The 23,194-nt window shown below is 70.2% G+C and carries 19 protein-coding genes; 18 read left to right on the top strand and 1 reads right to left on the bottom strand.

Annotation, left to right across the window (positions count from 1 at the left end; genetic code table 11):
* Window positions 1–34: 34 nt before the first annotated feature.
* The 13 genes from ACP4J3_RS05090 (at window position 35) to ACP4J3_RS05030 (ending at window position 17,118) form a co-directional block, all read left to right on the top strand.
* The gene (locus tag ACP4J3_RS05090) at window positions 35–1,003 is read left to right on the top strand and encodes a LysR family transcriptional regulator (protein ID WP_426530803.1); all 969 of its coding nucleotides are present in this window, start codon (window positions 35–37) and stop codon (window positions 1,001–1,003) included.
* A 226-nt stretch (window positions 1,004–1,229) separates the two neighbouring features.
* Window positions 1,230–2,327 carry a hypothetical protein gene (locus tag ACP4J3_RS05085; protein WP_426530801.1) on the top strand — a complete coding sequence of 366 codons (1,098 nt, stop codon included), beginning with the start codon at window positions 1,230–1,232 and terminating at the stop codon, window positions 2,325–2,327.
* Window positions 2,327–4,525, top strand: a complete 2,199-nt coding sequence (locus tag ACP4J3_RS05080; RefSeq protein ID WP_426530799.1) for a bifunctional polysaccharide deacetylase/glycosyltransferase family 2 protein — start codon at window positions 2,327–2,329, stop codon at window positions 4,523–4,525. Before ACP4J3_RS05085 ends, ACP4J3_RS05080 begins: the two co-directional genes overlap by 1 nt.
* Complete coding sequence (locus tag ACP4J3_RS05075) at window positions 4,522–5,718, top strand: acyltransferase family protein (protein ID WP_426530797.1); 1,197 nt, start codon at window positions 4,522–4,524, stop codon at window positions 5,716–5,718. Before ACP4J3_RS05080 ends, ACP4J3_RS05075 begins: the two co-directional genes overlap by 4 nt.
* Before the next feature lie 106 nt (window positions 5,719–5,824).
* Window positions 5,825–6,835 (top strand): hypothetical protein, encoded by a 1,011-nt coding sequence (locus ACP4J3_RS05070; protein ID WP_426530795.1) that lies wholly within the window; start codon window positions 5,825–5,827, stop codon window positions 6,833–6,835.
* Window positions 6,836–7,028: 193 nt separating this feature from the next.
* Window positions 7,029–8,417 carry a nitrate/nitrite transporter gene (locus tag ACP4J3_RS05065; RefSeq protein ID WP_426530793.1) on the top strand — a complete coding sequence of 463 codons (1,389 nt, stop codon included), beginning with the start codon at window positions 7,029–7,031 and terminating at the stop codon, window positions 8,415–8,417.
* Window positions 8,418–8,584: 167 nt separating this feature from the next.
* The gene (locus tag ACP4J3_RS05060; RefSeq protein WP_426530791.1) at window positions 8,585–9,736 is read left to right on the top strand and encodes a uroporphyrinogen-III synthase; all 1,152 of its coding nucleotides are present in this window, start codon (window positions 8,585–8,587) and stop codon (window positions 9,734–9,736) included.
* A gap of 147 nt (window positions 9,737–9,883) precedes the next feature.
* A complete protein-coding gene (locus tag ACP4J3_RS05055) occupies window positions 9,884–10,540 on the top strand; it encodes a CGNR zinc finger domain-containing protein (protein WP_426530789.1) in 657 nt (218 codons plus the stop codon).
* A 319-nt stretch (window positions 10,541–10,859) separates the two neighbouring features.
* Window positions 10,860–11,381 carry a sigma-70 family RNA polymerase sigma factor gene (locus ACP4J3_RS05050; protein WP_010039908.1) on the top strand — a complete coding sequence of 174 codons (522 nt, stop codon included), beginning with the start codon at window positions 10,860–10,862 and terminating at the stop codon, window positions 11,379–11,381.
* A gap of 59 nt (window positions 11,382–11,440) precedes the next feature.
* A complete protein-coding gene (locus ACP4J3_RS05045; protein WP_426530787.1) occupies window positions 11,441–12,223 on the top strand; it encodes an anti-sigma factor family protein in 783 nt (260 codons plus the stop codon).
* A 71-nt stretch (window positions 12,224–12,294) separates the two neighbouring features.
* Window positions 12,295–14,718, top strand: coding sequence for a HelD family protein (locus tag ACP4J3_RS05040; RefSeq protein WP_426530785.1), 2,424 nt, complete (start codon window positions 12,295–12,297; stop codon window positions 14,716–14,718).
* 326 nt (window positions 14,719–15,044) lie between these two features.
* The gene (locus ACP4J3_RS05035) at window positions 15,045–16,469 is read left to right on the top strand and encodes an NAD-dependent malic enzyme (RefSeq protein WP_426530783.1); all 1,425 of its coding nucleotides are present in this window, start codon (window positions 15,045–15,047) and stop codon (window positions 16,467–16,469) included.
* 367 nt (window positions 16,470–16,836) lie between these two features.
* Entirely contained in the window at window positions 16,837–17,118 is a 282-nt protein-coding gene (locus tag ACP4J3_RS05030) for an HU family DNA-binding protein (protein WP_426530781.1), read from the top strand.
* A 267-nt stretch (window positions 17,119–17,385) separates the two neighbouring features.
* Here the strand turns inward: ACP4J3_RS05030 and murA are convergent, their stop codons facing one another.
* Window positions 17,386–18,726, bottom strand: coding sequence for a UDP-N-acetylglucosamine 1-carboxyvinyltransferase (murA, locus tag ACP4J3_RS05025; RefSeq protein WP_426530779.1), 1,341 nt, complete (start codon window positions 18,724–18,726; stop codon window positions 17,386–17,388).
* Between the two features lie 253 nt (window positions 18,727–18,979).
* On the opposite strand from murA, the gene ACP4J3_RS05020 reads away from it, so the two are divergent.
* From ACP4J3_RS05020 to ACP4J3_RS05000, 5 genes are all read left to right on the top strand, one after another.
* Complete coding sequence (locus tag ACP4J3_RS05020) at window positions 18,980–19,552, top strand: YqgE/AlgH family protein (protein ID WP_426530777.1); 573 nt, start codon at window positions 18,980–18,982, stop codon at window positions 19,550–19,552.
* A gap of 30 nt (window positions 19,553–19,582) precedes the next feature.
* Complete coding sequence (locus ACP4J3_RS05015) at window positions 19,583–19,870, top strand: DUF3039 domain-containing protein (RefSeq protein ID WP_031478284.1); 288 nt, start codon at window positions 19,583–19,585, stop codon at window positions 19,868–19,870.
* A 206-nt stretch (window positions 19,871–20,076) separates the two neighbouring features.
* Window positions 20,077–21,369 carry an extracellular solute-binding protein gene (locus ACP4J3_RS05010; RefSeq protein ID WP_426530775.1) on the top strand — a complete coding sequence of 431 codons (1,293 nt, stop codon included), beginning with the start codon at window positions 20,077–20,079 and terminating at the stop codon, window positions 21,367–21,369.
* 41 nt (window positions 21,370–21,410) lie between these two features.
* Entirely contained in the window at window positions 21,411–22,355 is a 945-nt protein-coding gene (locus tag ACP4J3_RS05005; protein WP_426530925.1) for a carbohydrate ABC transporter permease, read from the top strand.
* Entirely contained in the window at window positions 22,352–23,194 is an 843-nt protein-coding gene (locus ACP4J3_RS05000; RefSeq protein WP_426530773.1) for a carbohydrate ABC transporter permease, read from the top strand. The genes ACP4J3_RS05005 and ACP4J3_RS05000 overlap by 4 nt, the downstream gene beginning before the upstream one ends.

The raw sequence follows: 23,194 nt of genomic DNA, 5'->3' as shown, positions 1-23,194 counted from the left end.
GGCGCACCCTCCACGGGGCCAGTAGATTCCCCGCATGCCGGACCGCCACCTCGACCCCCGACTCCTGCGCTCCTTCCTCGCCGTGGCGGAGGAGCTGCACTTCACGCGTGCCGCAGCCCGGCTGTACGTCGCCCAGCAGGCGCTCAGCCGGGACGTACGGCGGCTGGAACGGGAGTTGGGCGCCGAACTCTTCATACGGACGACCCGGCAGGTCGCCCTCACGCCCGACGGTGAGCGGCTGGTGCCGTACGTCCGCCGGGCCCTCCAGGCGCAGGACGACCTGCTCGCCGCGTTCGGTCAGGCCCGCGCCCTGCTGGTGGACCTCAACTCCCCGGGGCTGCGCACCCCGAGCCGGGTGCTGGAGCGGGCCCGTGAACTCGCCCCCGAGCACGAGCTGATGGCCCGCTACGAGAGCGGTCTGACGGGGGCGGCCGCCGACCTGATCGCGGGGCGGCTGGACGCGTCCTTCGGGCGGTTCGCGGGGCTGGATCCGGCGCTGCGGGCGGGCCTCGACCATCAGCCGGTGCGTTTCGAGCCGATGGCGATCCTGCTGCCCGAGGACCATCCGCTGGCCGAAATGGAGCGGGTGCCGCTGGCCGCGCTGGCCGGCGAGAGCGTCTACGCCGGGGCCGGAAACGCCCGTACACCGGAGTGGACCGACCTCGCGCACCGGTTGTTCGAGGGGCGCGGCATCGAGGTCGCCGCGCCCGCTCCGCTCGCCGTGGGTGACGAGGAATTCCAGCGGATCATGGCCAAGACCCGCACTCCGGTCCTCGTCGTCATCGACTTTCCGGCCATGCCCAGGACCGTGGTGCGCCCCCTGATCGATCCCGTGCCCCTGTCACCCGTGTCACTGGTGTGGAGAAAGGGGCTGGTGCACCCCGCATTCGACGCCCTTCGACGGGCTGTGGTCGAGCTCACGGCTGAGGAGGGATGGCTGCACAGACCCCCGGAGGGTTGGACTCCGGCCATGGATTCAGCCACCATGCGTCCGCGTAATTGACACGCGGCAACCACAAAACCTCCGCGTGCGCTACATTCTTGGCCTGAGCACGTTGTGGTAAAGGGGGGCGCTCGGCCGGGTGGGGGCTCGGTACGGCGACGGGTGCTCAGTGTCGTACGCGCACCCGGAACGGTCCCGTGGGGGGATGTGCGTGCGTGTGAAGAAGTGGCGAGAAGACGCCCAACCTGAGTGGCCCGATGTCGCATCGGGGCCCGAGGTGACCGGCGTGCCCGGTCAGGGCCGTCGCTCCCGGTCCGACGCAGCGGAGACGGAAGTACTTCGCGGTGGCGGTCGCGGTGGTGGGCGCGCCTCCTCGGACGCCGACGAGACCGCGGTGCTTCCGGCGGTCGGCGGGACGGCGGGGATACGGCGGCCCGGCGACGGCGCGGCGGGCATACCCCGGCCCGCTCCCGCCGCGAGAGCCGACGGCTGGTCGGCCTTCGAGCGTCCGTCGGCCCGCAGAAGCGATGTGCCCTCGCCGGTGCCCGGTGAGACGCGCCGCACCCCCGCGGTCCGCGACCCCTGGAGCGAACCGGAGGAGCCCGAGGAGCCCCGGGCCTTCGCGGAGCCCGGCCCGGCGGCCGCATCCGGCACGACCCACGACCCGCACGAGGTCACCGTCCAGCTCGACGCCGTCGACCTGCAGCGCGACAACCTGCTGCACGCGGCCAAGGACGGTCCGGGCGGCGGCGACGGCTCCGACGGGCCGGTGTTCGTCGACGAGTCGGGCCGCCGCAGCCGCCGTTTCCGCCGTATCGGCATGGCGGTCGGCCTGGCCTGCGCGGTCTACGCCGTCGTCATCCTCGCCACCGTGCTGTCCGGCAACTCCGACGCGCCCTGGCTGCCCGTCGAGGGCCCGCGGGAGAAGCCGGCCGGCAAGGTCGACACCTCCCCGCAGCCCGCCGAGTCGGCACCGCAGCCCTCCGCCACCGGCAGCGCCTCGCCGGATACCTCGCCGACGGCGAGCACGGGCACCGGCACGGTCCCGTCCCCGGGCGCGACCGCCTCCGCACCCGGTGCCTCGCCCACCGCCGGGAGCCCGGGCACCTCGGCCGACCCGAAGCCGAGTTCCACGAAGCCCGCCGCCGACCCGCGCACGGACCCGGCCCAGGACCCCGATCCGCCCACTCAGTCCACCACCGGCGCCCCCGACCCGAGCCCGACGGGCGGCGGCGCCACCGAGGAGCCGACCGATCCCGCGACGACCGAGGAACCCGCGGTCGGCCCGGTCGCGAACGGCCCGAGCGACCCCATCCCCTTCGCACAGGAGCCGGACCCCGCCGCCTCCTCGTCCGCCGCACCGTCCCCGGAGTACATCCTCTGATGGCATCCCGCACCCGCCGTCACGGGCCCGCGACCGGAGCCCCCGACGGCTCCCGGCGCCGCCGTGTGCCCATGCGCCTGCTGTTGCCCTCGCTCGTCCTCGTCGCGATGATGGCGATGCTGATGCTGCGGGGCTACGTCCACAGCGAGATCCTGGCCGACTACCGCGTACGGCCCGCCGCGGCCAACGACAAGGTGCCCCAGGAGATCCTCGAGGGCGGCCCGGTCATCGACACCCGCGGCGGCCGCGCCGACACCCTCCGCGTGCCGGACACCAGCGTCGTCCTCACCTTCGACGACGGGCCCGACCCCGAGTGGACGCCGAAGGTGCTCGACACCCTCAAGCGCAACGACGCGCACGCCGTCTTCTTCATCACCGGCACGATGGCCTCCCGCTACCCGGCCCTCGTCAAGCGCATGGTGGACGAGGGGCACGAGATCGGTCTGCACACCTTCAACCACCCCGACCTCTCCTACCAGTCCAAGAAGCGCATCGACTGGGAGCTCTCCCAGAACCAGCTCGCGCTCGCCGGCTCCGTCGGCATCCGCAGCTCCCTGTTCCGGCCGCCGTACTCGTCCAAGTCCGCGAACATGGACAACAACTCCTGGCCGGTGACGGAGTACATCGGCAGACGCGGCTACATCACCATCGTCAACGACACCGACAGCGAGGACTGGCGCAAGCCGGGCGTCGAACGGATCATCCGCAACTCCACCCCCGAGCCCGGCAAGGGCGCGATCGTCCTGATGCACGACTCCGGCGGCGACCGGCACCAGACGGTCCGGGCCCTGGACCGGCTGATCCCCCAACTCCAGCGGCAGGGCTACGAGTTCCAGAACCTCACCGAGGCCCTGAACGCCCCCAGCGCGCACACCCCGGTCACCGGCCTCGACCTGTGGAAGGGCAAGGCCTGGATCTTCCTGGTCGACGCCTCCGACAACATCACCGCGATCCTGGTCGTCGGCCTCGCGGCCATCGGCTTCCTCGTCTTCGGCCGCTTCGGCCTGATGCTGCTGCTGTCCGGCATCCACACCCGCCGCACCCGCCGCCGGGGCTTCACCTGGGGCCCGCACGCGCCGGTCACCGAACCGGTGTCGGTGCTGGTCCCGGCGTACAACGAGGCCAAGTGCATCGAGAACACCGTGCGGTCGCTGATGCGCAGCGAACACCCCATCGAGGTCATCGTCATCGACGACGGCTCCAGCGACGGCACCGCCCGTCTGGTGGAGGGCCTGGGGCTGCCGAACGTGCGGGTGGTCAGACAGCTCAACGCGGGCAAGCCGGCGGCGCTGAACCGCGGACTGGCCAACGCCCGTTACGACCTGATCGTGATGATGGACGGCGACACGGTCTTCGAGCCGTCCACGGTCCGCGAACTCGTCCAGCCCTTCGCCGACCCGCGCGTCGGCGCGGTCGCGGGCAACGCCAAGGTCGGCAACAAGGACACCCTCATCGGCGCCTGGCAGCACATCGAGTACGTGATGGGCTTCAACCTGGACCGCCGTATGTACGACGTGCTGCAGTGCATGCCGACCATCCCGGGCGCCGTCGGCGCGTTCCGCCGCTCGGCGCTGGAGCGGGTCGGCGGCATGAGCGACGACACGCTCGCCGAGGACACCGACATCACGATGGCGATCCACCGCGACGGCTGGCGCGTGGTGTACGCCGAGAAGGCCCGCGCCTGGACCGAGGCTCCCGAGTCCGTCCAGCAGCTCTGGTCGCAGCGCTACCGCTGGTCGTACGGCACCATGCAGGCGATCTGGAAGCACCGCCGCGCCCTGGTGGACCGGGGCCCGTCCGGCCGCTTCGGCCGGGTCGGCCTGCCCCTCGTCTCCCTCTTCATGGTCCTGGCCCCGCTCCTGGCCCCCCTGATCGACGTCTTCCTCATCTACGGCCTGGTCTTCGGCCCCACGCAGAAGACGATCCTGGCCTGGTTCGGCGTCCTCGCCATCCAGGCGGCCTGCGCGGCCTACGCCTTCATCCTGGACCGCGAGCCCCTCACCCCACTCATCTCGCTCCCGCTCCAGCAGATCCTCTACCGCCAGCTCATGTACGTCGTCCTGCTCCAGTCCTGGATCACGGCCCTCACCGGCGGCCGACTGCGCTGGCAGAAGCTGCGGCGCAAGGGCGGGGTGTCCGCCCCGCCGACCGTACCGACGCAGCGGCGGCCGGTCATGGACGAAAGGCCGGTCCGATGAACCCTCCCGCCACGGCGGCCACTCTGCCGTCCGACCCGGCCGGGCAGGAGCAGCCCGCCCGGCCGGCACCGGCCCGCGACCGCTACTTCGACCTCCTGCGCGCCCTGGCCCTCTTCCGCGTGGTCCTCTACCACCTGACGGGCTGGGCCTGGCTCCCCCTGGTCTTCCCCTCCATGGGCGTGATGTTCGCCCTCGCCGGCAACCTCATGGCCCGCTCCCTGAAACGCCCGGCCGTGCAGGTCATCAGGGGCCGAGTCCGCCGCCTCCTGCCCCCGCTGTGGCTCCTGGGAGCGGTCGGGGTCACCGGCATGGTCATCCAGGGCTGGGGCCCGGACGCGGAGGGCCATCCCGGCTGGTGGTGGATCCACCTGGCCTACTGGATCGTCCCGTTGAGCGATCCGCCGTACGCCGAAGGCCTCCCCGGCATCCACGGCTTCGTCGGCGAGAACTGGGCCGCCGACCTCGCGGGACCGCTCTGGTACATCCGCGCCTACCTCTGGTACGTCCTTCTCTCGCCCTTCCTGCTGAAGGCCCTGCGCGCGATGCCGTGGGCGACGATCCTCGCGCCGCTCGCCCTGTCGCTGGCCTTCGAACAGGGCTGGATCATCCTCCCCGGCGAGCGGATTCCGTCGGCGCTGACGGACTTCAGCACCTTCGGCGCCTGCTGGATCCTCGGCATGGCCCACCAGGAGGGCGTCCTGAAGCGACTCCCGCAGTACGTCGTGCCCTCGGTGGCCCCGGTCTTCGCCCTGGTCGGTCTCTGGTACGCCCTGAGCCACGACTTCTCCATGGACCACGACCTGGACACCATGCCCCTGGCCCAGGCCCTCTGGTCCTTCGGCACGGTCCTGTTGCTGCTGCACATCAGCCCGTCGTGGTCGCAGTGGCCCCGCAAGCTGCGCCGCTGGGACAAGGTGATCACGCTGCTCAACTCCCGTGCGGTGACGATCTACCTGTGGCACAACATCTGCATCCTCATCGCCGCGACGATGTGGGACCGGCTGTGGTCCATCGACGTGATGTGGAAGCACTTCTCCTGGCTGCTGGAGAGCCCATGGCCGGTGCTGGCCTTCACCTGGTGCCTCATCTGCAGTTGCATCGTCTGGTTCGGCTGGGCGGAGGACCTGGCGGCGAAGAGAAAGCCGCAGCTGTGGCCGGACGGTGGACGTAGGAGGCGTACCCACGCCCGGTAGGGCACCCCTGTCACAGGGAGGCGCCGATGCCGTGCGTCCCGTGGAACACTGACCGGGTTACGCAAGTGAACGGGGTGGCCACGGGGGCCGGTGGGGAGCAGGGCTGATGAGCAAGCGGCAAGTGCAGAAGATGCTGCGGTTGATCGCGAGTGGGGAGCCCGCCGAGCTCACCAGTCCCATGGCCTCCGTGACCAAGGTCGCCGAACTCGCCTTCATCGCCCAGCAGTTCGGGTACGAGTACATGGACGTACGACAGGGCGGCTATCGGAACAGCGCGCTCGTCATGCTGATCGCGCCCGACCCCAGCCCTCAGGCCCGCGCCCGCGCCGCGCAGAACTGGGCGCGGTATCCGAACGCCGGCGACGGGGTCTCCGTACCGCCCCTCGTGCCCGACGCGCACGAGCTTCTCAAGGCCCGGATCAACTTCGACCTCAGCGGCAGGCACGCCGAGAAGAGGATGTGGTGGGGGGCGGGCGGCGTCACCCTCGGATGCGTCATCGCCGTCGCCCAGGCCGGCGGGGATGCCGATGCCGTTCTCTTCGCCGGTCTCGGGTGGGCCGGGCTCATGGCCGTGCTCGGGGTCGGCCTCGTCGTCACGCGCAAGCGGAACGCCAAGTTCGCGGCCCGGCTCCAGGCCGCCGGGTTCATGCCGGTGACGGACGAGAGCGGGCGGGTGCGGTACCTGCCGCCGGGCGGGCAGCTTCCGGGGCAGGGGAACCCCTTCGGGGGCGGCAATGTTCCCTACGGCACCCAGCCTCCCGCCGGGGGGTACGGGCAGCAGCTCCCCGGGCCGTACGGCAACCAGCCCGCCGCCCTGGGACCGTACGCCGGCCAGCCCGCCGCCCCGGGCCAGTACGGCAACCAGCCCCCGGCCCCCGCGCCGGGCACCGCCCCCGCCGGGTACGGCCGGCCCGCAGCCCCCGGTCCTTACGCCGCTCCCCAGTCCCAGTCCCAGGCCCAGCCCTCAGGCCCGTATGCCGCCCCGCAGCAAGCGCAGCAGCCGTACGGCCACCCGCAGCAGCCCTACCCCCAGCCTCACCCCCACCCCCACCCCCACCAGGCCCCTCAGCCCCCCTACCCCCAGCAGAACCCCCACTGGCAGCCCCCGCAGCACTGAGGCCATATCCCGCCCTTATATCCCGCCCCTTATATAGGGATGACCGGCACAACCTCTCATCCGCCCTCCCCGCTGGGTGAGAGCAAAGTTCCTTTCCGGTCACTCGGTGCCACAGCGCGGAAACGAGCCCTACCTACCTTCGGGACCAGCCACTCGTAGTGCGACCGAGCCCCGAAGCCCGTGGAGGCGTGAGATGACAGCCCCTACCACCACCCGCGCACCCCACAAGGGGTCCCGCTGGATCGAGCAGTGGGACCCCGAGGACGAGACCTTCTGGGAGTCGGAAGGAAAGCACATCGCCCGGCGGAACCTGACCTACTCGGTGATCTCCGAGCACATCGGGTTCTCCGTGTGGAGCATGTTCTCCGTGCTGGCCCTGTTCATGGGGCCCGAGTACGGGGTCGACCCCGCCGGCAAGTTCTTCCTGGTCGCCGTGGCCTCGCTGGTCGGCGCCATCCTGCGGGTGCCCTACGGCTTCGCCGTCGCCCGCTTCGGCGGCCGGAACTGGACCATCTTCAGCGCGGGCCTGCTGCTGGTGCCGACCACGGCGCTTCTGATCGTGATGGAGCCGGGCACCTCGTACAGCACGTTCATGCTGGTCGCGATCCTCACCGGCGTCGGCGGGGCGAACTTCGCCTCCTCCATGACCAACATCAACAACTTCTACCCGCTGCGCCTCAAGGGCTGGGCGCTCGGCATGAACGCGGGCGGCGGCAACATCGGCGTCGCCGTGGTCCAACTGCTCGGTCTCGCCGTGATCGGCATCGTCGGCGCCGCCAGCCCGCGCGTGCTGCTGTCGATCTACATCCCGCTGATCGTCCTGGCGACCGTGCTGAGCATGCGATACATGGACAACCTCGGTCCGGTGCGCAACGACACCGGCGCGGCCAAGGAGGCCCTGAAGGAGGGCCACACCTGGATCATGTCCTTCCTCTACATCGGCACCTTCGGCTCGTTCATCGGCTACAGCTTCGCCTTCGGGCTCGTGCTGACGAACCAGTTCGGCCGTACGCCGCTGCAGGCCGCCTCGCTCACCTTCATCGGCCCGCTGCTGGGCTCGCTGATCCGGCCCGTCGGCGGGCAGCTCGCCGACCGGATCGGCGGCGCCAAGGTCACGCTGTGGAACTTCGGGCTCATGGCCGTCGCCACCGCGGTCGTCGTCACCGCGTCGGTGCAGGAATCGCTGCCGCTGTTCATCGCCGGGTTCATCGCCCTGTTCGTCCTCACCGGCATCGGCAACGGCTCCACGTACAAGATGATCCCCGGGATCTTCCGGGCCAAGGCCGCCGCGAAGGGCATGACCGGTGAGGACGCGGCCGTGTACGCCCGGCGGCTGTCCGGCGCCTCCATGTCCCTGATCGGCGCGGTCGGCGCCCTCGGCGGCCTCGGCATCAACCTGTCGCTGCGCCAGTCGTTCCTCAGCGTCGGCTCCGGCACCGGTGCCTTCGTCGCCTTCCTCGTCTACTACGCCGTCTGCTTCGGGGTCACCTGGGCCGTATACCTTCGCCGCCCGGCCGCCTCGCAGACCCACGCCACATCGACGACCGAGGCGAAGCCGCAGCTCAGCTACGCCGAGGTGTGACGTAACACCGTCGACATCAAGCCGAACCGAGCCTGTCACGCACCGTTGACAGGCTCGATCGGCATGCAGGTGTAACCACCAAGGGTGAGATCAGGAGCCGCTTCCCGGTCGCCCTGGGTGCGAAGCACCTGACGCAAGCACCACAACTCGAGTGCGGGACGAGAGTTATGTACGACGAACTGCAGCAACCCGAACACGGGCCCCTGGCGGGGTTCACCGTGGGCGTGACCGCCGCGCGCCGGGCCGACGAGCTCGGGGCGCTGCTCCAGCGCCGCGGCGCCGCCGTCCTGCACGCCCCTGCCCTGCGGATCGTGCAGCTCGCCGACGACAGCGAGCTGCTCGCCGCCACCAAGGACATCATCCAGCGGACGCCGGACGTCGTGGTCGCCACGACCGCCATCGGCTTCAGGGGCTGGATCGAGGCCGCCGACGGATGGGGGCTCGGCGAGGATCTGCTGGCCAGGCTGCACAAGGCCGAGCTGCTCGCGCGCGGGCCCAAGGTCAAGGGCGCGGTGCGGGCCGCCGGGCTGACCGAGGACTGGTCGCCGTCCAGCGAGTCCATGGCCGAGGTGCTGGACAAGCTGCTGGAGGAGGGCGTCGACGGCCGCCGTATCGCCGTACAACTGCACGGTGAGCCGCTGCCCGGGTTCGTGGAGTCGCTCAGGGCCGGGGGAGCGGAGGTGCTGGGGGTGCCGGTCTACCGGTGGCTGCCGCCGGAGGACGTCGGGCCGGTGGACCGGCTGCTGGACGCCGCGGTCTGCCGTGGAGTGGACGCCGTGACCTTCACCAGCGCACCGGCCGCCGCGTCCCTGCTGTCCCGGGCCGAGGAGCGCGGGCTGCTCCCGGAGCTGCTCGCCGCCTTCGCCCACGACGTCCTTCCGGCCTGTGTCGGGCCGGTCACCGCGCTGCCGCTCCAGGCGCGCGGTGTCGACACGGTCCAGCCCGAACGCTTCCGCCTCGGCCCGCTGGTCCAGCTGCTGTGCCAGGAACTTCCCGGCCGGGCCCGCGCGTTGCCGATCGCCGGCCACCGGGTGGAGATCCGGGGGCACGCGGTCCTGGTGGACGGCGCCCTGCGCCCGGTGCCGCCCGCGGGGATGTCCCTGCTGCGGGCCCTGTCGCGCCGGCCGGGCTGGGTCGTGCCCCGTGCCGACCTGCTGCGGGCCCTGCCGGGGGCCGGGCGGGACGAGCACGCGGTGGAGACGGCGATGGCCCGGCTGCGTACGGCTCTTGGGACGCCGAAGCTGATCCAGACGGTGGTCAAGCGGGGGTACCGGCTGGCGCTGGACCCCGCGGCGGACACGAAGTACGCGGATGTCTGAGCCGTAGCCGGGGGTCGACCGCCGGTACAAGGGGTTCCGGTCCCGTCACCGGGAAGGCACTGTGAGAGGGAAACGGTTTCCCAGCACTCCTCACGGCACCTCACCGGCCCCTGTTAACCGGGGCGACCCCTAGGCGGTGACAGGCACATGGCACTGGGTACGGCCACGGACGCGTACGAGCTGCGGTTCGGCGCCGGGCGGATCTGTCTGGATCTCCTCGCGACCACGCACCCGGACGAACGGTTGGACTCGGTGGAGGTGCTGTGCACCTGGATCACGCGATCCGGACTCGTCCCACCCGGAACCCCGCTCACCCACGCCGGCGCCGAGTGGCTCGTCCGGTTCCGCGAACTGCGGGCGCGGGTCGATCAGTTGGTGCGCGGCAGCCTAGGGCCTGTGTCGGAAGTGGCGCCTGCCGGGCGGACGACGCCACTTCCGACACAGGCCCTGGCCCCCGAGCCCCGGCCGTCGTACGACCTCGCGCTCGCCCAGGTGAACGACCTCGCCCGCGCCGCGCCCCCGGCCCCCTGCGCCGTGCGGGGTGAAGACGGCGCGCTCGTACGCCGGTTGGACCATCCGCCCGAGTGCGCCGCCCTGCTCGGCGCCGTCGCGCGGGACGCCCTGGAACTGCTCACCGACCCGGTCGCGCGGGCCGGGCTGAGGGAGTGCGAGGGGGACAACTGCCCGATCGTCTACCTCGACACGTCCCGGGGGCGCAGGAGGCGCTGGTGCTCCAGCGAGGTCTGCGGGAACCGCGAAAGGGTGGCCCGGCACCGTCGCCGCGCGGCGCTCGCACGCGCCTGACAGTCCGTTATGCGGCTTCTGTGGAACGGCCGTCGAAGTGATTTCGATTACATGCCGTTTACCTACGCACCCGTAGGGAAGCACCGAGTCGATCTTGCCAATGTGGTGGAAATGTAAAGATCGCACGGTGGGAATGTGCCGCCATGTCCCGCTCGTCACGTCACCCCCAAGAAATCTGTCGTCTTGCTTTGAACACTCAACCCACCGCTTGCGTACGGGTAGTCGAGCGACCGACTGGGGGAACCCCCGGACATCGGAGGTGGGCGTGCGCAAGGATTCCGTCGTGGCCAATGAACGTGCATCGAGGGCCCGACATCGCATGTCCCAGCCCTCGGAACCAGATGAGGAGCTGATGCGTGCGCTGTACAGAGAGCACGCCGGACCCCTCCTCGCGTATGTCCTCCGTCTGGTCGCCGGTGACCGGCAACGAGCAGAGGACGTTGTGCAGGAGACGCTCATCCGTGCCTGGAAGAACGCCGGACAGCTCAATCGAGCGACCGGTTCGGTACGCCCCTGGCTGGTGACGGTCGCCCGGCGCATCGTCATCGACGGCCACCGCAGTCGGCAGGCCCGGCCGCAGGAGGTCGATCCGTCGCCGCTGGAGGTCATCCCCGCGGAGGACGAGATCGACAAGGCGCTGTGGTTGATGACGCTTTCGGACGCGCTCGACGACCTGACCCCCGCCCACCGGGAGGTCCTCGTCGAGACGTACTTCAAGGGGCGTACCGTCAATGAGGCGGCCGAGACGCTGGGCATACCCAGTGGCACCGTGCGCTCCAGGGTGTTCTACGCCCTGCGGTCGATGAAGCTGGCTCTGGAGGAGCGGGGGGTGACGGCGTGATGAGTGTTTACGGGGGAAACCAGGGATTCGGGATGGGCGGTTCGGGTATGTCTGGATCCATGAGCCCCATGCAGGGACATCCGGGCCCGAGCGAGCACGAAACCGTCGGTGCCTACGCCCTCGGCATCCTCGACGACGCCGAGGCGACCGCCTTCGAGGCACACCTCGCGACCTGCGAATGGTGCGCCCAGCAGCTCGACGAACTCGCCGGGATGGAACCGATGCTGGCCGCGCTCGCGGACCTGCCCGGTTCCGGTTCACCCGCGATCGGCGAGTCCCTGTCGGCCAAGCCCAGCCCGCGCATCGTGAACAACCTCGTCGACGAGGTCGCCGAGCGTCGCGCACAGAAGCGCCGGCGCAGCTTCTACATGGTGGCCGCGGCGGCCGCGCTGATCGTCGGCGGACCGTTCGTGGCCGTGGCGACGAACGGCGGCGACTCGGGCGGCGGCGGCAACGGCACCAGTCAGACCTTCGCGGCCAACCCCGCCAAGGAACTGTTCACCGGTATCGAGACCAAGGTCTCGGGGAGCGACTCCAAGACCGGCGCCAGCGCGACCGTCGCCATGTCGGAGAAGGGCTGGGGCACCGAGACGGCCCTTGAGCTCAAGGGCGTCAAGGGACCGCTCAAGTGCTCCCTGATCTTCGTCGGCAAGGACGGCCAGCGCGAGACGGCGGCCTCCTGGTCCGTCCCGAAGTGGGGCTACGGCATCCCGGACGCCAAGACCGAGCAGGCCAGGAACCCGCTCTACGTCAGCGGCGGGGTGTCCATGGCCCCGGGCGACGTCGATCACATCGAGGTCATGGACTTCGACGGGAACAAGCTCGTCGAGGTCGACGTGTAGTCGTGCCGTAGCTTTTCCGGGTCCCCTTCGCGTACGGTTGACGGCTGCCCAGCACGTCAGAAGGGGGCCCGGTGGCCGCTCAGGCTCAACAGGAAACCGCGCTCGAAGACTCTCTGAGAGACCGCGAGATCAGCGTCGAACAGGAACACCTGGACCGGGTGTACCGGCGCCTCGAGGAGAAGATCCACGAGGCCGAGTTCCTGATGAACGACGCGGCCAAGCGCGGCCAGGTCGGCACACCCGGCGCGCTCGCCGAGCGGGACGCGCAGGTCTTCCGGGCGGGCATCCACCTCAACCGGCTCAACAACGAGTTCGAGGACTTCCTCTTCGGCCGGATCGACCTGCTGCTCGGCAAGGACGGCAAGAAGGGTCCGGACGGCGCCTACACCGCGGTCGAGCCCGCCGAGGGCGCGGTCCGCGAGGACAACACCGCCGACATCGCCGAGACCCTGCACATCGGGCGCATCGGCGTGCTCGACCAGGACTACGCCCCGCTGGTCATCGACTGGCGGGCCCCGGCCGCGGCGCCCTTCTACCGCTCCACCCCGGTCGACCCGGGGCGGGTCGTACGGCGCCGGGTCATCCGCTCCAAGGGCCGCAGGGTGCTCGGCGTCGAGGACGACCTGATGCGCCCCGAGCTGAAGGCCTTCCTCGGCGGGCACGAGCTGCCCGTCATCGGCGACGGCGCCCTGATGGCCGCGCTCGGCCAGGCCCGCACCCACACCATGCGGGACATCGTCGCGTCCATCCAGGCCGAGCAGGACCTGGTCATCCGCGCCCCCGCCGCCTCGGTGACCTACGTCGAGGGCGGGCCCGGGACGGGCAAGACGGCCGTGGCGCTGCACCGCGCCGCCTACCTGCTCTACCAGGACCGGCGCCGCTACTCCGGCGGCATCCTGATCGTCTCGCCGACCCCGCTCCTCGTGGCGTACACCGAGGGCGTGCTGCCGTCGCTGGGCGAGGAGGGGCAGGTCGCCATCCGGGCCATCGGCTCCCTGGTCGACGGTGCCGAGGCCACGCTGTACGACTCGCCGTCCACCGCCCGCGCCAAGGGCTCGTACCGCATGCTCAAGGTGCTGCGGAAGGCGGCGCGGGGCGCGCTGGAGCTGGGGCCGGGCGGGGCCGCCGCCTCCGGTGCCGGCACGGCGAACCGGACGGGGCAGCTCGCCTTCGGTGACGACGACGCGCCCGCGCAGATCACCACCCGGCTGCGCGTGGTCGCCTTCGGGCGCCGGCTGGAGCTGCAGGCCGACGAACTGGAACGTATCCGCCGCACCGCCCTCGCCGGCACCGCACCCGTGAACCTGCTGCGCCCGCGCGCCCGCAAGCTGCTGCTGGACGCGCTGTGGGCGCAGTCGGGCGGTGCCTCCCGGCACACCGACCCCGAACTCGCCGCCGAGCTGCGCTCCTCCTTCGACGAGGACGTGACCTCGGAGGACAGCTTCATCGCCTTCCTCGACGCCTGGTGGCCGGAGCTCACCCCGAAGGCGGTGCTCGCGGCGATGGCCGACGAGCGCCGGCTCGGCCGCTGGGCCCGCCGGATCCTCAACCCCGGCGAGATCCGCAAGGTGGCCCGTTCCCTCAGGCGGGACGGCTTCTCCGTGCACGACATCGCCATGCTGGACGAGCTGCAGGCCGTCCTCGGCGTGCCGGCCCGCCCGAAGAAGAAGCGCGACCTGGACCCGCTCGACCAGCTCACCGGCCTGGAGGAGCTGATGCCGGTGCGCGAGGAGTCGCAGCGCGAGCGGGCCGAGCGGCTGGCCGCCGAGCGCACCGAGTACGCGCACGTGATCGTCGACGAGGCCCAGGACCTCACGCCGATGCAGTGGCGGATGGTCGGGCGCAGGGGGCGGCACGCGACGTGGACGATCGTCGGCGACCCCGCCCAGTCGTCGTGGTCCGACGTCGACGAGGCGGCCGAGGCGCGCGACGAGGCCCTCGGCACCCGCCCGCCCGTCTCCCACCACCACCCTTCCAAGGAAGGCCCTTCGGGCCGCCCCTCTCGTGGCCGCCGCTTCCAGCTGACCGTGAACTACCGCAACCCGGCCGAGATCGCCGAGCTGGCGTCGAAGGTGCTGGCCCTCGCCATGCCGGGCTCGCAGTCCCCGTCGGCCGTCCGCTCCACCGGAGTCGAGCCCCGCTTCACCGTCGTACGGGACTCGCTCGCGCACACCGTCCGCGAGGAGGCCGCCCGGCTGCTCGACCGCGTCGACGGCACGGTCGGAGTGGTCGTCGCCATGCAGCGGCGCGAGGAGGCGGCCAAGTGGCTCGCCGGGCTCGGCGACCGGGTGGTGGCGCTCGGCAGCCTGGAGGCCAAGGGCCTGGAGTACGACGCCACGGTCGTCGTCTCCCCGGCGGAGATCGCGGACGAGTCCCCGGCCGGCCTGCGCGTGCTCTACGTCGCGCTGACCCGGGCCACCCGGGAGCTGACGGTGGTGTCGGGGGAGCGCGACGAGCCGGACGCCACCGGGGTGCCGGACCTGCTCAGAGATTGATGCAGAGATTGATCCGGATGAACCCGCGGTACGGGAATGGCCTTACGGGATCTGTTTGTTAGCCTGAGTGTGGCACCGGCTCGATCCAAGCCCCCGGGCCCAACCTTCGTCGCTACGAGCGACCACTTGCCGCGAGGCGAGCATGGCGGGTCGGTGTCATGAACGTAGGAGAGACCCACGTCAGCACGTGACGTGGGTCTCTTTTCATGCCCAGGCGTGGCGAACAATACGTTCGCAATCCATGCCCGGCTAACTCCTACTCAGCGGTAGGTGCGACGATCGGACGGCGAACCAGCGACATACGGTGAAAGCAGAGGAAGTCGGCCATGGCAACGGCGCCCAGCGTCTCCTACTCGATGACGGTCCGGCTGGAGGTGCCCGCGAGCGGAACCGCGGTCTCCCAGCTCACCACGGCCGTGGAGTCCCACGGAGGCTCGGTCACCGGCCTCGACGTCACCGCCTCCGGGCACGAGAAGCTCCGGATCGACGTCACCATCGCCGCCACCTCCACCGCGCACGCCGACGAGATCGTCGAGCAGCTTCGCCTGATCGAGGGCGTCACGCTCGGCAAGGTCTCCGACCGTACGTTCCTGATGCACCTCGGCGGCAAGATCGAGATGGCGTCGAAACACCCCATTCGCAACCGTGACGACCTGTCCATGGTCTACACGCCGGGCGTGGCCCGCGTCTGCATGGCGATCGCCGAGAACCCCGAGGACGCGCGGCGTCTGACGATCAAGCGCAATTCGGTTGCGGTTGTGACGGACGGGTCGGCCGTGCTCGGCCTCGGCAACATCGGGCCCAAGGCGGCCCTGCCCGTCATGGAGGGCAAGGCGGCCCTCTTCAAGCGGTTCGCCGGCATCGACGCCTGGCCGATCTGCCTCGACACCCAGGACACCGACGCGATCGTCGAGATCGTCAAGGCGATCGCCCCCGGGTTCGCCGGCATCAACCTCGAGGACATCTCCGCCCCCCGCTGCTTCGAGATCGAGGCACGGCTGCGCGAGGCCCTCGACATCCCCGTCTTCCACGACGACCAGCACGGCACGGCGATCGTCGTGCTCGCCGCCCTCACCAACGCACTTCGCGTCGCGGGCAAGGCGATCGAGAACATCCGCGTCGTCATGTCCGGCGCCGGCGCGGCCGGTACGGCCATCCTCAAGCTGCTGCTCGCGGCGGGCGTGAAGAACGCCGTCGTCGCCGACATCCACGGCGTCGTGCACGCCGGCCGCGAGGACCTGCGGGACGCTCCGGCCGACTCGCCGCTGCGCTGGATCGCCGACAACACCAACCCCGAGGGCCTGACCGGCACGCTGAAGGAGGCCGTGCGCGGCGCGGACGTCTTCATCGGCGTCTCGGCGCCGAACGTGCTGGACGGCGACGACGTGGCCGCCATGGCCGACGACGCGATCGTGTTCGCGCTCGCGAACCCGGACCCCGAGGTCGACCCGGCAATCGCCCGTCAGACGGCCGCAGTTGTGGCCACCGGCCGCTCCGACTTCCCGAACCAGATCAACAACGTGCTGGTCTTCCCGGGCGTCTTCCGCGGTCTGCTGGACGCGCAGTCCCGCACGGTCAACACCGACATGATGCTCGCGGCCGCGAAGGCGCTGGCGGATGTGGTGACCGAGGACGAGCTGAACCCGAACTACATCATCCCGAGCGTCTTCAACGACAAGGTCGCCGGTGCGGTGGCCGGGGCGGTGCGGGAGGCCGCGAAGGCGGGGTCCGCGGTGACGTCGGCCGAGTAGTCACCTGGCCTGGGTGCCTGGCGCCTCACAGCCCCGGAAAGTGTGTGTGGGCTGTGAGGATCGCCACGGCAAGCCCTTGTGACGGCGCGTCGCGGAACCTGGGGCCTTGGGAGGCCGTTTATCGTGACGGCCAAGCTCAGGCCCTCTCTTCGTGTGACTCCCAAGGGTGTTCTCACGACTCCTCCGGGCGCCGGATTGGCTTTCCCGCCGCAGGTAGGGGCAGGATGCGTCCCTGGGCGCGAGGGTCCGACCAAGGACCCGGGTCCGGGGACCCACCGAGGACCCTGGCAGCATCGACATCGCTGTGCCCGACATGCGGCCCCGCCGCGTGGCACGCCTCAAGGCAAATGAACACGGGAGTAACAACATGAACCGCAGTGAGCTGGTGGCCGCGCTGGCCGACCGCGCCGAGGTGACCCGCAAGGACGCCGACGCCGTTCTGGCCGCCTTCGCCGAGACCGTCGGCGAGGTTGTCGCCAAGGGCGACGAGAAGGTCACCATCCCCGGCTTCCTGACCTTCGAGCGCACCCACCGTGCCGCTCGCACCGCGCGCAACCCGCAGACCGGCGAACCCATCAACATCCCGGCCGGCTACAGCGTGAAGGTCTCCGCGGGCTCCAAGCTCAAGGAAGCGGCCAAGGGCAAGTGACCTTGCCGTCTGTATGCCACGGGACGGCGTACGGCTCGTAGAACGCCGATGGGGCGGCACCCGGACTTTCGGGTGCCGCCCCATCGTGGTTGCGCTTACAAACGGCCTCAAACGCCGGCCGGGCTGGATTTACCCCAGCGCCTTGCCCGGCAACTCCACCTTCGCACCGAGTTGCATCAGCTTCTCCATGCTGTGTCTACCCGGGGGCCGACCCCCGGACCTCCAGCCGGAGGGCGTCGCTCCTGGCCGGGCGCCGAGAGCCTGGTGTCAGCCGAGTGCCTTGCCCGGCAACTCCACCTTCGCGCCGAGTTCCATCAGCTTCTCCATGAAGTTCTCGTAGCCGCGGTTGATGAGGTCGATGCCGTGGACGCGGGACGTGCCCTGGGCGGCCAGGGCTGCGATGAGGTACGAGAAGCCGCCGCGCAGGTCGGGGATGACGAGGTCGGCGCCCTGGAGCTTGGTGGGGCCCGACACGACCGCGGAGTGCAGGAAGTTGCGCTGGCCGAAGCGGCAGTGGGAGCCGCCGAGGCACTCGCGGTAGAGCTGGATGTGGGCGCCCATCTGGTTCAGGGCGGAGGTGAAGCCGAGGCGGGACTCGTAGACCGTCTCGTGGATGATCGACAGGCCCGTCGCCTGCGTCAGGGCCACCACCAGCGGCTGCTGCCAGTCGGTCTGGAAGCCCGGGTGCACGTCCGTCTCGAGGGCGATGGACTTCAACTGGCCGCCGGGGTGCCAGAAGCGGATGCCCTCGTCGTCGATCTCGAAGGCGCCGCCCACCTTCCGGTAGGTGTTGAGGAACGTCATCATCGAGCGCTGCTGGGCGCCACGGACGTAGATGTTGCCCTCGGTCGCCAGCGCCGCGGACGCCCAGGACGCCGCCTCCAGGCGGTCCGGAAGCGCGCGGTGGGTGTAGCCGCCGAGCTTGTCGACACCGGTGATGCGGATGGTGCGGTCGGTGTCCATCGCGATGATGGCGCCCATCTTCTGCAGCACGCAGATGAGGTCCTCGATCTCCGGCTCCACGGCCGCGTTCGAGAGCTCGGTGACCCCCTCCGCCAGCACCGCCGTCAGCAGCACCTGCTCGGTCGCGCCCACCGACGGATACGGCAGCCGGATCTTGGTGCCGCGCAGCCTGTGCGGAGCCTCCAGGTACTGCCCGTCCGCCCGCTTCTCGATCCGCGCGCCGAACTGCCGCAGCACCTCGAAGTGGAAGTCGATGGGCCGGCCGCCGATGTCGCAGCCGCCGAGGCCGGGGATGAAGGCGTGGCCTAGGCGGTGGAGAAGCGGGCCGCAGAAGAGGATCGGGATGCGGCTGGAACCCGCGTGGGCATCGATGTCAGCGACGTTCGCGCTCTCCACGTGGGAGGGGTCCATCACCAACTCGCCCGGTTCCTCACCGGGACGGACCGTGACCCCGTGCAACTGCAGCAGGCCGCGCACGACTCGCACGTCACGGATGTCCGGTACGTTGCGCAGTCGACTCGGCGCGCTGCCCAGCAGGGCAGCCACCATGGCCTTCGGTACGAGGTTCTTCGCACCGCGGACACGGATCTCGCCCTCCAGCGGGGTTCCGCCGTGGACAAGCAGGACATCGTCGTTGACGGTCATGTATCTCGCGTTCCGATGAGTTGGGCAGGGGCCAGAAGGGAAAGGGTAATGGCCGCCGACCCCCCTTCAGTAAGCCCAAGTGCGGCTGAGGAACGTCATAGCTCTGTCACAACACGAACGGTTCTGCGTCGGGCACGAGCGGTCACCGGCGCGGCTGTGCGCCGGGCGGCGCTTCCGTCCGCCCTGAGCTGCGTTCCCTCCCGAACCGGCATTGGCTCCCCACACGAAGGGAAGATGCGGGATCATGTCTGGCATGACCGAGGTGTCCTCGCTCACAGGGCGGTTGCTCGTGGCAACGCCCGCCCTGGCGGATCCGAACTTCGACCGCGCGGTGGTGCTCCTTCTCGACCACGACGAGGAGGGCTCCCTCGGTGTCGTCCTCAACCGTCCGACCCCCGTGGACGTGGGCGACATCCTGGAGGGCTGGGCGGACCTCGCCGGTGAGCCCGGCGTCGTCTTCCAGGGCGGCCCGGTGTCCCTGGACTCGGCACTCGGCGTCGCCGTCATCCCCGGCGACGCGGCCGGCGAGAGCGCCCCGCTGGGCTGGCGCCGGGTGCACGGCGCGATCGGCCTTGTGGACCTGGAGGCCCCGCCGGAGCTGCTCGCCTCGGCCGTCGGTTCCCTGAGAATCTTCGCCGGGTACGCCGGCTGGGGCCCCGGCCAGCTCGAGGACGAGCTGGTGGAGGGCGCCTGGTACGTCGTCGAGTCGGAGCCCGGGGACGTCTCGTCGCCGTCGCCGGAGCGGCTGTGGCGCTCGGTGCTGCGCCGCCAGCGCAGCGAGCTGGCGATGGTGGCGACGTATCCGGACGACCCTTCGCTCAACTGATCCGTGTGACCTTCAGTACCCTTGGCGTTTATGAGCACTCTCGAGCCCGAGCGCGGGACTGGTACGGGGACCCTCGTAGAGCCGACGCCACAGGTGTCCCACGGCGACGGCGACCACGAGCGCTTCGCCCACTACGTCCAGAAGGACAAGATCATGGCGAGCGCCCTCGACGGCACCCCCGTCGTGGCGCTCTGCGGCAAGGTCTGGGTGCCCGGCCGCGATCCGAAGAAGTACCCCGTGTGCCCCATGTGCAAGGAGATCTACGAGTCCATGGGCGCCGGCGGCGACGACAAGGGCAAGGGCGGCGACAAGAAGTAGTCCTGCCTTCGGCCTGAGGTCTTTCGAGGCCCCCGGGGCGCGTTCCAGCGCGCCCGGGGGCCTCTGTCGTGGCATGAGCGCTGTGTCACGAAGTGGTTGAGACCTCTTGCCGGGGTCTTGTCGGCATGTTCATGGAGTCCCTAGCCTCCGTTGTGCAGTGCGAAACATTCATTGCATATGTTGCAACGTACTCGGAGGGTCACTCCATGAAGCTGTCCCCACGTCTCGCCGTTCTGCTCGCGGCCCTGGCCGTCACGGCCTGCGCCCCCCAGACCTCCGGCAACACCTCCTCCGACAAGGACGACAAGACCGGCACCCTGCGGGTCTGGCTCTTCCAAGAGGTCGGCAACAAGCCGAAGGAGAAGGTCGTCGACTCGGTGGTCGCCGCCTTCGAGAAGGAGCACGAGGGCACGAAGGTCGACGTCGAGTACATCCCGGTCGAGACCCGCGCCCAGCGCGTGAAGGCCGCCTTCAACGACCCGCGGTCCGCCCCCGACGTCATGGAGTACGGCAACACCGACACCGCCGGCTATGTGAAGGACGGCGGACTCCTCGACGTCACCGAGGAGTTCGGCTCCTGGAGCGAGGCGAAGGACACCGACCCGACCGCCAGGCAGTCCGTCACCGTGGACGGCAAGGTCTACGGCGCGCCCTTCTACGTCGGCGTGCGCGCCCTGTACTACCGGACGGACGTCTTCGAGGACCTCGGCCTCGAAGTGCCGAAGACCATGGCCGAGTTGGCGACGACGGCCCGCGAGATCCGCGCCGCCGAGCCCGAGCTGTACGGGCTCGTGGTGGGCGGGGCGTACACCTACGGCGCGATGCCGTTCGTGTGGGCGGGCGGCGGCGAGATCGCCACCGGCAAGGGCGGCTCGTACACCTCGGCGATCGACAGCGCCGCCGCCCGGAAGGGCATCAAGGAGTACACCTCCCTCTTCTCCGACGACAACTGCCCCGCCGCCAAGTGCGCGGGCATGGGCGGCAACGACACGATCACCGCGTTCGCGGCCGGCAAGGCGGGCATGGCGATCGGCGGCGACTTCAGCCACGCGGCGGTGGAGGCCGGGAAGGTCAAGGGCAAGTACGCGGTGGTGCCCTTGCCGGGGACGAAGGCCGGATCCATCGCGCCCGCCTTCGCGGGCGGCAACAACATCGGGGTGCTGAAGAGCACATCGCATCGGACGCTGGCCGTGGAGCTGATGGAGCGGCTCGCCTCGAAGCAGACCCAGGCCTCGATGTTCGAGGCGATGGGGTTCCTGCCGACGTTCGGGGACGTACGGGAGAAGGCGGCGAAGGAAGAGCCGTTCGTGAAGCCCTTCGTGCGGACCCTGGCCGCGGGGACGAAGTTCGTGCCCGCGTCGCCCGCGTGGTCCGAGATCGACTCCTCCCTCGTGCTGCCGACGATGTTCCAGGAGGTCATCAGCGGTAAGAAGGACGTGGCGGCGGCCTCGGCGGACGCGGCGAAGAAGATGAACGACGCGTTCGGCTCCGCCGGGTGACGCCGGTGCCCAGTAGCTCGGGGGGTGCGGATCGTTGGCGGCTGCGGGCTGTCCGTGGCTTGTCGCGCCCACGCGGCGGTAGCCGCACATTCAACACAGCCCCGCGCCCCTTGGGGGGTTGGAGTGCTCCTTGGCTCTACCTCGCCCCCGCCCTCGTCGTCCTCGGCGGGCTGCTCGTCTACCCGATCTACCAGCTCGGCCTGATCTCCTTCTTCCAGTACACCCAGGCCCAGGTCAGCGGCGGTGAACCGACGACCTTCCAGGGCCTCGGGAACTACGCGGAGCTCTTCGGGGACCCGCAGTTCTGGCAGGTGCTGCTCGCCACGGTCGTCTTCGCGGCGGCCTGCGTCGTGTCCACCCTCGCCGTCGGCTGTGCGCTCGCCGTGCTGCTCACGCGCGTGCGTGCCGTGCCACGGCTGGCGTTGATGCTGGCCGCGCTGGGGGCGTGGGCGACCCCCGCCATCACCGGCTCGACGGTGTGGCTGTTCCTGTTCGACCCGGACTTCGGCCCGGTGAACCGGGTGCTGGGGCTCGGGGACCACTCGTGGACGTACGGACGGTTCAGCGCCTTCTTCCTCGTCCTGCTCGAAGTGGTGTGGTGCTCCTTCCCGTTCGTGATGGTGACGGTGTACGCCGGAATCCGCGCCGTCCCGGCCGAGGTGCTGGAGGCCGCCGCGCTGGACGGCGCCTCGCAGTGGCGGATCTGGCGGTCGGTGCTGGCGCCGATGCTGCGGCCGATCCTGGTGGTCGTCACCATCCAGTCGGTCATCTGGGACTTCAAGGTCTTCACCCAGATCTACGTCATGACGGGCGGCGGCGGCATCGCGGGCCAGAACCTGGTGCTGAACGTGTACGCCTACCAGAAGGCGTTCGCGTCCTCCCAGTACAGCCTGGGTTCGGCGATCGGCGTGGTGATGCTGCTGATCCTGCTGGCGGTGACGCTCGGGTATCTGCGGCTGCTGCGCAGACAGGGGGAGCAACTGTGAGGCCGGAGACCTTCGTACGACGTCCCTGGCGGCTGCTCGCGGAGGCGTCCGCGCTGCTGATCGCCGTGGTGGTGGCGTTTCCGCTGTACTGGATGGTGCTCGGCGCCTTCAAACCGGCCGGGGAGATCGAGTCGAGCGAGCCGCGGCCGTGGACGCTGGACCCTTCGCTGGATTCCTTCCGGCGGGTCTTCGAGCAGAACGAATTCGGCCGTTACTTCCTCAACAGCCTTGTCGTCGCGTGCACCGTGGTGATCGTCTCGGCGCTGATCGCCTTTCTCGCGGCGACCGCGGTGACCCGATTCCGGTTCCGCTTCCGGACCACCTTGATGATCATGTTTCTGGTGGCCCAGATGGTGCCGGTGGAGGCCCTGACGATCCCCCTGTTCTTCCTCATGCGGGACTTCGGCCAACTGAACACGCTGGGCTCACTGATCCTGCCGCACATCGCCTTCTCGCTGCCCTTCGCGATCTGGATGCTGCGGGGGTTTGTGAAGGCCGTTCCGCAGGCTCTGGAGGAGGCCGCGTACATCGACGGCGCGAGCCGCTCGCGATTCCTGTGGCAGATCCTTTTCCCGCTGGTCTTCCCGGGGCTCGTGGCCACCAGCGTGTTTTCCTTCATCTCCGCCTGGAACGACTTCCTGTTCGCCAAGTCCTTCATCATCAGCGACACTTCGCAGTCCACCCTGCCGATGGCCCTGCTGGTGTTCTACAAGCCGGACGAGCCGGACTGGGGCGGGGTGATGGCGGCGTCCACGGTGATGACGATTCCGGTGCTGGTGTTCTTCGTACTCGTACAGCGGCGCCTGGTGTCCGGGCTCGGCGGCGCGGTCAAGGACTGA

Source organism: Streptomyces sp. UG1 (assembly GCF_049974585.1).
Lineage (GTDB): Bacteria > Actinomycetota > Actinomycetes > Streptomycetales > Streptomycetaceae > Streptomyces.
The sequence above is the reverse complement of the archived record's forward strand: the minus strand, read 5'-3'. Positions and strand labels throughout refer to the sequence as shown.

What these genes read in the sequence shown, in the direction of transcription:
- ACP4J3_RS05090 (WP_426530803.1), top strand. Translation starts at nt 35, where the DNA reads ATGCCGGACCGCCACCTCGACCCCCGACTCCTGCGCTCCTTCCTCGCC.
- ACP4J3_RS05080 (WP_426530799.1), top strand. Translation starts at nt 2,327, where the DNA reads ATGGCATCCCGCACCCGCCGTCACGGGCCCGCGACCGGAGCCCCCGAC.
- ACP4J3_RS05075 (WP_426530797.1), top strand. Translation starts at nt 4,522, where the DNA reads ATGAACCCTCCCGCCACGGCGGCCACTCTGCCGTCCGACCCGGCCGGG.
- ACP4J3_RS05070 (WP_426530795.1), top strand. Translation starts at nt 5,825, where the DNA reads ATGAGCAAGCGGCAAGTGCAGAAGATGCTGCGGTTGATCGCGAGTGGG.
- ACP4J3_RS05065 (WP_426530793.1), top strand. Translation starts at nt 7,029, where the DNA reads ATGACAGCCCCTACCACCACCCGCGCACCCCACAAGGGGTCCCGCTGG.
- ACP4J3_RS05060 (WP_426530791.1), top strand. Translation starts at nt 8,585, where the DNA reads ATGTACGACGAACTGCAGCAACCCGAACACGGGCCCCTGGCGGGGTTC.
- ACP4J3_RS05055 (WP_426530789.1), top strand. Translation starts at nt 9,884, where the DNA reads ATGGCACTGGGTACGGCCACGGACGCGTACGAGCTGCGGTTCGGCGCC.
- ACP4J3_RS05050 (WP_010039908.1), top strand. Translation starts at nt 10,860, where the DNA reads ATGTCCCAGCCCTCGGAACCAGATGAGGAGCTGATGCGTGCGCTGTAC.
- ACP4J3_RS05045 (WP_426530787.1), top strand. Translation starts at nt 11,441, where the DNA reads ATGAGCCCCATGCAGGGACATCCGGGCCCGAGCGAGCACGAAACCGTC.
- ACP4J3_RS05035 (WP_426530783.1), top strand. Translation starts at nt 15,045, where the DNA reads ATGGCAACGGCGCCCAGCGTCTCCTACTCGATGACGGTCCGGCTGGAG.
- ACP4J3_RS05030 (WP_426530781.1), top strand. Translation starts at nt 16,837, where the DNA reads ATGAACCGCAGTGAGCTGGTGGCCGCGCTGGCCGACCGCGCCGAGGTG.
- murA (WP_426530779.1), bottom strand. Translation starts at nt 18,726, where the DNA reads ATGACCGTCAACGACGATGTCCTGCTTGTCCACGGCGGAACCCCGCTG.
- ACP4J3_RS05020 (WP_426530777.1), top strand. Translation starts at nt 18,980, where the DNA reads ATGACCGAGGTGTCCTCGCTCACAGGGCGGTTGCTCGTGGCAACGCCC.
- ACP4J3_RS05015 (WP_031478284.1), top strand. Translation starts at nt 19,583, where the DNA reads ATGAGCACTCTCGAGCCCGAGCGCGGGACTGGTACGGGGACCCTCGTA.
- ACP4J3_RS05010 (WP_426530775.1), top strand. Translation starts at nt 20,077, where the DNA reads ATGAAGCTGTCCCCACGTCTCGCCGTTCTGCTCGCGGCCCTGGCCGTC.